Origin of the sequence: uncultured Oscillibacter sp. (genome assembly GCF_910587525.1) — a bacterium.
Classification (GTDB): domain Bacteria; phylum Bacillota; class Clostridia; order Oscillospirales; family Oscillospiraceae; genus Oscillibacter.
Window position 1 is genome coordinate 1 of sequence record NZ_CAJULS010000113.1, and the last position, 7703, is coordinate 7703.

General features: G+C 60.6%; 7 protein-coding genes and 1 pseudogene. 5 read left to right on the top strand and 3 right to left on the bottom strand.

What is annotated here, in order from left to right; all coding sequences use genetic code 11:
• Positions 1–117: 117 nt before the first annotated feature.
• Both QZ326_RS09910 and QZ326_RS09915 read right to left on the bottom strand, forming a co-directional pair.
• Positions 118–675 carry a chromate transporter gene (locus QZ326_RS09910; protein ID WP_295744666.1) on the bottom strand — a complete coding sequence of 186 codons (558 nt, stop codon included), beginning with the start codon at positions 673–675 and terminating at the stop codon, positions 118–120.
• A complete protein-coding gene (locus QZ326_RS09915) occupies positions 672–1217 on the bottom strand; it encodes a chromate transporter (protein ID WP_295744669.1) in 546 nt (181 codons plus the stop codon). The genes QZ326_RS09910 and QZ326_RS09915 overlap by 4 nt, the downstream gene beginning before the upstream one ends.
• A 104-nt stretch (positions 1218–1321) precedes the next feature.
• Here QZ326_RS09915 and QZ326_RS09920 point away from each other — a divergent pair, with 104 nt between their 5' ends.
• The 4 genes and pseudogenes from QZ326_RS09920 to QZ326_RS09935 all read left to right on the top strand — a co-directional run bounded on the left by QZ326_RS09920 (position 1322) and on the right by QZ326_RS09935 (position 5165).
• The gene (locus tag QZ326_RS09920) at positions 1322–2197 is read left to right on the top strand and encodes a LysR family transcriptional regulator (protein ID WP_295744672.1); all 876 of its coding nucleotides are present in this window, start codon (positions 1322–1324) and stop codon (positions 2195–2197) included.
• A 148-nt stretch (positions 2198–2345) separates the two neighbouring features.
• Positions 2346–2762, top strand: a complete 417-nt coding sequence (locus QZ326_RS09925; protein WP_295744675.1) for a Mini-ribonuclease 3 — start codon at positions 2346–2348, stop codon at positions 2760–2762.
• Positions 2753–4492 carry an NFACT family protein gene (locus QZ326_RS09930; protein ID WP_295744678.1) on the top strand — a complete coding sequence of 580 codons (1740 nt, stop codon included), beginning with the start codon at positions 2753–2755 and terminating at the stop codon, positions 4490–4492. The genes QZ326_RS09925 and QZ326_RS09930 overlap by 10 nt, the downstream gene beginning before the upstream one ends.
• Positions 4493–4589: 97 nt before the next feature.
• Positions 4590–5165 (top strand): annotated as a pseudogene (locus QZ326_RS09935) (isochorismatase family cysteine hydrolase).
• A 57-nt stretch (positions 5166–5222) separates the two neighbouring features.
• Here the strand turns inward: QZ326_RS09935 and QZ326_RS09940 are convergent.
• Entirely contained in the window at positions 5223–5444 is a 222-nt protein-coding gene (locus tag QZ326_RS09940; protein WP_295744682.1) for a DUF378 domain-containing protein, read from the bottom strand.
• A 419-nt stretch (positions 5445–5863) separates the two neighbouring features.
• Here QZ326_RS09940 and QZ326_RS09945 point away from each other — a divergent pair, with 419 nt between their 5' ends.
• Positions 5864–7534, top strand: a complete 1671-nt coding sequence (locus tag QZ326_RS09945; RefSeq protein WP_365328995.1) for a nucleoside kinase — start codon at positions 5864–5866, stop codon at positions 7532–7534.
• The last annotated feature ends 169 nt before the right edge of the window (positions 7535–7703 follow it).

Below are 7703 nucleotides of genomic sequence, written 5' to 3' on the forward strand. Positions count from 1 at the left end.
AAATTTAATAATTTTTTTCTGCAAAATCAGCAAAAGTTTACTTGACTCATTATTTGCAGCGAGATGGCGTCAAAAAAGGAGGAACGTATGATCCGTTCCTCCTTGGAAAGAGCCCGCTTACCCCGCCAGAAGCTGCGGCAGGACCAGCCGCACAATGCCGCAGGCTGTCCCCATGGCCAGCATAAACAGCATGGGGGAGGGTTTCCAACGGCGGTACGCAATCAGGCCGCCGCAAAAAAGGGCTGCGGACAGGAAAATAAGACCGGACCCGCCGGAGTGCAGCGCGTTTTTCACGATTACCAGACCGCCGTTGACGATCACGCCGGTCACGGCTGCCCGCAGGGCTTTCAGGGTATACTGCCAGCGCGCATTTTTTCGCAGACGGTCGTTTGTCCGGGAGATCAGAAAGGAGATCAGGCACCCGGGCAGGATGCAGGCGCAGGTGGCCGTCACTGCGCCGGAGATGCCGTAGAGGCTCATTCCCACAAAGGATGCGGCGTTGACGGCAATAGGGCCCGGGGTCATCTCCGCGATGGCCATAAGATCCACCAAGGTTTCGGCTGTCAACCAGCCCAGCTTGTCCACGATCTCCGCCTGAATCAGGGAGATGGCCGAGAGGCCGCCGCCGATGCTGAAGAGGCCGATATACAGAAAGTGAAGCGCCAGCGCGATCATGTCACACCTCTCCCAGCCATCAGCCAGCCTAGAGCGGCGCCGCCTGCCAGCAGCCAGACAGTGCCGGCGCCTGTAGCCAGAGACAGCAGGAATACAACAACCATCACCGCCGTCCGCGGACGGTCTCCCCCGCGGAGAACCTCAGCCGCCATGGCGGCCGCCGCGTCAGCAACCACAACGGCCACTGCCAGGCGCAGCCCATACAGCAGTGCGGCAATGACAGGGCTGGCGGAAAAGGCGTCATAGCAAAGGGAGATGACGGCGAGAATCGCCAGCGGCGGGATGATAGTGCCCAATACGCCGCACAGAGCCCCGGCGGCCCCCGCCATTTGAGCTCCCACCTGTACTGCCACGTTGACTGTCACCGCGCCGGGGGAGGCCCGGGCGAAGGCTGTCATGTCCAAAATTTCCTCCTCGGTCAGCCATCCCAATTCCTCCGCGAACCGGCGCTGCATCAGGGGGATGATGACAAACCCGCCCCCGAAGGTTAGGCCGCTGAGGACCAGCATGGAGGTAAACAGCTTCCAGCAGATCTTTCCCATTCTTCCCACTTCCTTTGTCTCCAATTTACACCATAAAGTTGCATTTTGGAAATACTATGATATAATATATATCATAGCTGTTTTCTTATAAAGGGGGGGAGAGTGTGACTCTGCGCCATCTGCGTATTTTTCTGGCGGTGTGCCGGGAGGGTTCCGCCACCGCCGCCGCGGAGAAGCTGTACATCGCCCAGCCCACTGTCAGCGTGGCGATCCGGGAGCTGGAGAGCCACTACAAAGTCACCCTGTTTGACCGGATCGGGCGGCGGCTGTTTCTCACCGACGCCGGGGAACAGATGCGGTCTTATGCCCAGCACATCGTGGCCCTGCTGGACGAGATGGAGGCCCGCTCCCAGGATTGGGAGGAGACCGGTACCCTGCGGCTGGGCAGCAGCATCACCATCGGCACTGTGCAGCTGCCCGGGATTACGGCACGGCTCCAGGAGCTGTATCCAAAGCTGCGGATCGAGGTGATGATCTGCAACTCCGACACCGTGGAGGCAGCCATTCTGGACAATGAGATCGACCTGGGACTGATCGAGGGGGAGTGCCATCACGAAAAGCTGGCGGATATTCTGCTGGGCGGGGATGAGCTGGTGTTCCTATGCCACCCGGAGCACCCTTTCGCAGGGCGTTCCGTTGCTGCGGGGCGTCTGAATGAGGAGCCCTTTCTCTTCCGGGAACGGGGCAGCGCCGGACGGGATCTGGTGGAGTCCACTTTGAAGGCCAGCGGGGTGGAGCCGAGGCCTCTGTGGCAGAGCATCAGTACCCAGACCCTGGTCAGCGGCGTGGCGGAGGGCCTGGGGGTGGCGGTGCTGCCGCTGTCACTGGTCCGTCCCGCTCTGGACAGAGGCAGTGTGAGCCAGTTCTGGGTGGAGGGAATTCGCTTCACCCGGCGCTTCCGCCTGCTCTACCACAGGAATAAGTACCTGACGCGGCCTATGGAGGCCATGATCCGCCTCTGCCGGGAGACCTGGGCGTGATGTTTATTCGCTGCAGTACAAGTCTGCCGATTCGGCAAATTTATAATTCGAGTTTGAAAAAAGCGGACGGGCCGCATTTTTGATTGCCCAATCTCCGGGAAACGTGGTATACTGCTGTAAAATTGTGCTTTTGACAAAGGAGAACCCTATGGAGAACTACTTTGAACCCTGCCTCGCCCCGGACCAGCTCCGGGCCATGAGCTCCATCGGCCTTGCCCACATCGGGGACGCCGTGTTTGAGATTCTGGCCCGCACCTGGCTCTGCGCCCACGGCAGGGCCACCGGAAGGGGGCTGCACCAGGCCGCCATCCGCCTGGTGTGCGCCGAGTCCCAGGCCCGGCGGGCGGAGCGGATTCTGCCCATGCTGACAGAAGAGGAGGCGGCGGTGTTCCGCCGGGGCCGTAACGCCCACGTCCACACCGTCCCAGGCCACGCCAGCCGGGCCCAGTACGGTGAGGCCACAGCCCTGGAAGCCCTGCTGGGCTGGCTGTACCTCAGCGGACAGCGGGAGCGGGTCAACCAGCTCTTTTGCGAGATGATGGAGGAGGAAGTGCCATGCCGTTAGACGCGATCTGCTTGCAGGCGGTGGTGGAGGAGCTGCGGCCCCAGCTGCTGGGCCTGCGCATCGACAAGGTGCAGCAGCCCGCCCGGGACCAGGTGATTTTGTTGCTGCGGGGCCGGCGGCTGCTGCTGAATGCCGGGGCCAATGCCCCCCGTATTCAGCTGACAGAGATCGTCCGGGACAACCCGGCGGAGCCGCCCATGTTCTGTATGCTGCTGCGCAAGCACCTGACCGGGGCAAAGATCGCAGGTCTTGCCCAGCCGCCCCTGGAACGGCTGGTCCGGCTGGAGCTGGACGTCACCGACGACTTCGGCCGTCCCGGCCGCAGGACATTGGTGCTGGAGGCCATGGGCCGCCGGTCCAACCTGATATTGCTGGACGGGGAGGGGCGGATCATCGAATGTCTTCGCCGGGTGGACGCGGAGATGTCCGCCCAGCGCCAGGTGCTGCCGGGGCTGTACTACGAGCCCCCTGCCGCCGGAGACCGTCTCGTTGTGATCGAGGAGACGGAGGAAGGCTTTTATGAAAAGCTCTCCGCCGCCAACCCCGAGCGGCGGATCGACGCCTTTTTGCTGGATCATTATTTCGGCATTTCCCCCCTCATGGCCCGGGAGCTGGCCTTCCGGGCGGCAGGCGAGACGGACAGCCGTCTCTGCGCCCTGAAGGACGGGGCGGCGCTGTGGCGGGAGGTGGGATCGTTTCTCTCCGCCGTGCGGGAGAGCCGCTTCACCCCCGTCTGTCTCAGGCGGGAGGGCCGGCCGGCGGAGTTCTCCTGCCTGCCCGTCGCCCAGTACGGTGCCGCCATGGAGACGGAGACCTACGGCAGCTTCTCCCAGCTGCTGGACGCCTTCTACGAGGCCCGGGAGCAGCAGGAGCGGACACGCCAGCGGGGGGCGGATCTGATCCGTACCGCCTCCACTGCCCGGGACCGCCTGCGGCGGAAGCTCAGTCAGCAGGAGAAGGACTATGCCGAGACCCAAAACCGGGACCAGCTCCGAATCTGCGGCGACCTCATTACCGCCAACCTTTACCGCATGGAGCGGGGGCAGGGCAGGCTGGTGTGTGAGAACTACTATGACGAGGCGGGGGGCGAGGCCGTCATCCAGCTGGACCCGCTGCTCACCCCTCAGCAGAACGCCGCCAAATACTACAAGCGCTACACCAAGGCCAAAACTGCCGAGCGGTATCTCCGAGAGCAGATGGCCGCTGCCCGCCGGGACCTGGAGTATCTGGAGAGTGTGCTGGAGGAGATCGGGCTGGCAGAAACGGAGCAGGACTTCCTGGACATCCGGAGCGAGCTGCGGGAGGCGGGTTTTCTGAAAAAGCAGGGGAAGAAGGAGACCCGCCAGCGTCCGGCGAAGCCCCGGGAGTTTCGCACCAGCGGCGGTTTCCAGGTGCTGGTGGGACGGAACAACCGACAGAACGACCGCCTGACGCTGAAAGAGGCGGACCACCGGGATATCTGGCTCCACACGCAGAAGCTCCACGGCTCTCACGTGATTCTCCGCACCGGCGGACAGGCCGTAGGGGAAGACGATCTGGTGGAGGCCGCCAAGCTGGCGGCCTGGTACTCCCAGGCCCGGGAGAGCGGCAATGTGCCTGTGGACTATGTGCAGGTGAGGTATGTAAAAAAACCCGCAGGGGCCCGGCCGGGCATGGTGGTCTATACCGGGCATCAGACCGTGAATGTGACTCCGGAGGAGGCGCTGGTGAAGCGGCTGAAAATTCGGTAGGAGGGAAACATATGTCCATGGCTCTTGGGGTCAATCTGGACCGGTATTAGCGTGCCCCGCTGTTCAGACTGGAACAATTTGAATAACGGAGGAGACTATGCTGAAATTGAATAAGAGCTGCGCTTTGCTGGTTATCGATATCCAGCAGGCGGACTTTGTGGAAATGAAAGAGGGAAACCGCGACGATCTGGAATGGGCATGTATCCGGAACGCCAGACGGGTGCTGGATGTATTTCGGGCCAGAAAGCTGCCGGTTATCCAGATCAGGGAGGTCCACAGGCCGGACATGGTGGACTTCGGACGGGAGCTGGACGGCTCCGAGGGGGTCCACTGTATCGAGACCTCTCCGTTGACGGATTATGCGGAGCTGACTTACCCGGTTGAAGGGGAATACCTGATCTCCAAGCGCCGGTACAGCGCTTTCTTCGGCACAGATCTGGAGATTTTGTTGAAGGGTCTACGTGTTTAAACGCTTTATCTCGTCGGCGGATTGACAGACGTCTGCATCCACTATACGGCGGTGGACGCCCACCAGCACGACTACCATATCAGGGTGGTAACGGACGCCGTAGCTGGTTCCAGCGAGGATGCCCACCGGTACGCACTGCGGGCTGTTCAGTATTTACAGAGGGATGCTCTGGTGACTGTGGAAGATGTAGAGAGTGCCCAATGAGAACCGGAGGTAAAAGAAAGCGAAAGAGGGAGCGCCGTGATGGCGCTCCCTCTTTATTCAGGCCGTGTAAGGCGTCCGTTCTTCCTCGCTGTCTCGGAACAGCAGCGTGGCGCACCACAGACCCGCGGCGCCTACCAGGGTGTAGATGACCCGGGACAGCACAGCAGCCGGGCCGCCGCACAGGAAGGCCACGCAGTCGAAGCCGAACAGGCCCACGCTGCCCCAGTTCAGAGCGCCGATGACCGCCAGGGTCAGCGCAATCTTGTCAATAATGACCATGGGAATACCTCCTTCGGACCGCCGGCGAAAAACGCCGGTGATGCCACGGTTAGTCTGTCCCGGAGAGCGGGCTTTATGCTGGGGAAAATTTTAGTGTGTAGTTCACGGATCTTGCCGACCAGCTCCGGAACGAGCTGCATCGCATAGCTCATCCCGCAGGCATACAGCGTCAGAATCTTTTTTCCACTCCGCGTTCCGACTGTCCAATTACAATATAAAACTTGCCCTGGGTTTTCATGGCAGAATCCACCTTGTATTTTTGGGAAAAATGTCGTATGATATAGTCATCATGGTTAAGAATCCGCGAATGTGGGTTTTCAGCTGGCGGACTAGGAACCGCCGGACCTGTGTGCTGCCCTGAAGGCTGGCGGGAGTCCGCTTTCCCGGCGGGAAGATCATATATAAGAGGAGGCCATTCCATGGAAGAAAAGAGAATGATAAAGGTCACTGTGGACGGCGCAGATCACGCCTATCCCAGCGGGACGCCCTACCGCGCTGTCGCGGCGGACTTTCAGGACCGGTATCCCTGGGATATCCTGCTGGTAAACCGAGACGGAAAGCTCTGCGAGCTCCACAAGACCCTGGACCGGGACTGTTCGCTGAAAATGGTCACCGCTCAGGACAAGCCCGGTATTCAGACCTATGAGCGAAGCGCAGTCTTTCTGATGCTGAAGGCCTTCTACGACGTGGTAGGCCGGGAGAATGTGGAGCGCATCTCCGTGGAATACTCCCTCAGCAGCGCCCTCTTCATTCTGGCCCGGGGTAATTTTACCTTGGATCAGGCGCTGCTTACACGGGTGGAAGCGCGGATGCGGGAACTGTCCGCGGCGGCAGTGCCCATCGAAAAGCGGTCCGTCAACACCGACGACGCCATTGAGCTCTTCCGGCAGGCCGGACTGATCCACAAGGCCCAGCTCCTCAGCTTCCGGATCAACTCCCGGGTTAACGTCTACTCTCTGGACGGCTTTGTGGATTACTTCTATGGCTACATGGTGCCGGACAGCAGCTATATCAAGTGCTTTGGTCTGGAGCTGTTTGAAAACGGCTTTGTTCTCCGCCTGCCCACTCAGAGAAATCCCAATCAGCTGGGGGATTTTCTGCCCTCCCGAAAGGTCTTCCGGGAGCTCTACGCCTCCACCCTGCGCTCTGAGGCGCTGAACGCCTCCAATGTGGCGGAGCTGAATACCACCATCTCTCAGGGGGGCGCCACGCCGCTGATTCTGGCCCACGAGGCCATGATGGAGAAGAAAATCGGCGACATCGCCGAGGAGATCGCGGGACGGAAGGACGTCCGTTTCGTGATGATCGCAGGCCCCTCCTCCTCCGGCAAGACCACCTTCTCCCACCGGCTGTCTACTCAGCTGCGCGCCTGCGGCCTGCGGCCCTATCCTATCGCCACGGACAACTACTTCAAAAACCGGGAGGACACCCCCCGGGACGAGAACGGCAACTACGACTTTGAGGGCCTGGGAGCCATGGATGTGGAGCAGTTCAATCAAGACTGCGTGCGTCTGCTGAACGGCGAGACGGTGGAGCTCCCCACCTTCAATTTCAAAAAGGGCGCACGGGAGTACAACGGCAATTTCCTGAAGCTGGGAGATGGTGATGTGCTGGTCATTGAGGGCATACACTGCCTCAACGATCAGTTCACCCACGCACTGCCTAAAGAGAGCAAATACAAGATCTATATCAGCTGCCTCACCACACTGAACATCGACGATCACAACCGCATCCCCACCACAGATGCCCGCCTCCTGCGGCGGATCGAGCGGGACGCCCGGACCCGGGGGTACAGCGCCCAGGCCACCATCAAAATGTGGCCCTCTGTGCGCCGGGGCGAGGAGAACAATATCTTCCCCTTCCAGGATAGCGCGGACACAGTATTCAACTCCGCTCTGATCTATGAGACGGCCCTGCTGAAGCCCTACGTGCAGCCTCTGCTCTTCGGCGTCCCCCGGGACAGCGAGGAGTATATCGAAGCCAAGCGGCTGCTGAAATTCCTGAACTACTTCCTGCCCATCCCTGCGGACAATATCCCCAAGACCTCCCTCATGCGGGAGTTCGTCGGCGGGGGCTGCTACCACGTATGATCTGAGCGCGCCGCTTTTCGGGCTGTCTGTCCGGAGGGCGGCGCGCTTTCTCTGGCAGCCCCGCCCGGTTCGGATGGGAGGAGATTGCGGGTGAGCAGGCAGGGATACCGTGATACTCAAAACAGATCTCGCAATTTGTCTCGCGATATGTTATACTTTTAAAAGAACA

Excerpts from the sequence above, each read along its gene's own strand:
- QZ326_RS09910 (WP_295744666.1), bottom strand. The coding sequence starts at position 675 with ATGATCGCGCTGGCGCTTCACTTTCTGTATATCGGCCTCTTCAGCATC.
- QZ326_RS09930 (WP_295744678.1), top strand. The coding sequence starts at position 2,753 with ATGCCGTTAGACGCGATCTGCTTGCAGGCGGTGGTGGAGGAGCTGCGG.
- QZ326_RS09915 (WP_295744669.1), bottom strand. The coding sequence starts at position 1,217 with ATGGGAAAGATCTGCTGGAAGCTGTTTACCTCCATGCTGGTCCTCAGC.
- QZ326_RS09945 (WP_365328995.1), top strand. The coding sequence starts at position 5,864 with ATGGAAGAAAAGAGAATGATAAAGGTCACTGTGGACGGCGCAGATCAC.
- QZ326_RS09940 (WP_295744682.1), bottom strand. The coding sequence starts at position 5,444 with ATGGTCATTATTGACAAGATTGCGCTGACCCTGGCGGTCATCGGCGCT.
- QZ326_RS09925 (WP_295744675.1), top strand. The coding sequence starts at position 2,346 with ATGGAGAACTACTTTGAACCCTGCCTCGCCCCGGACCAGCTCCGGGCC.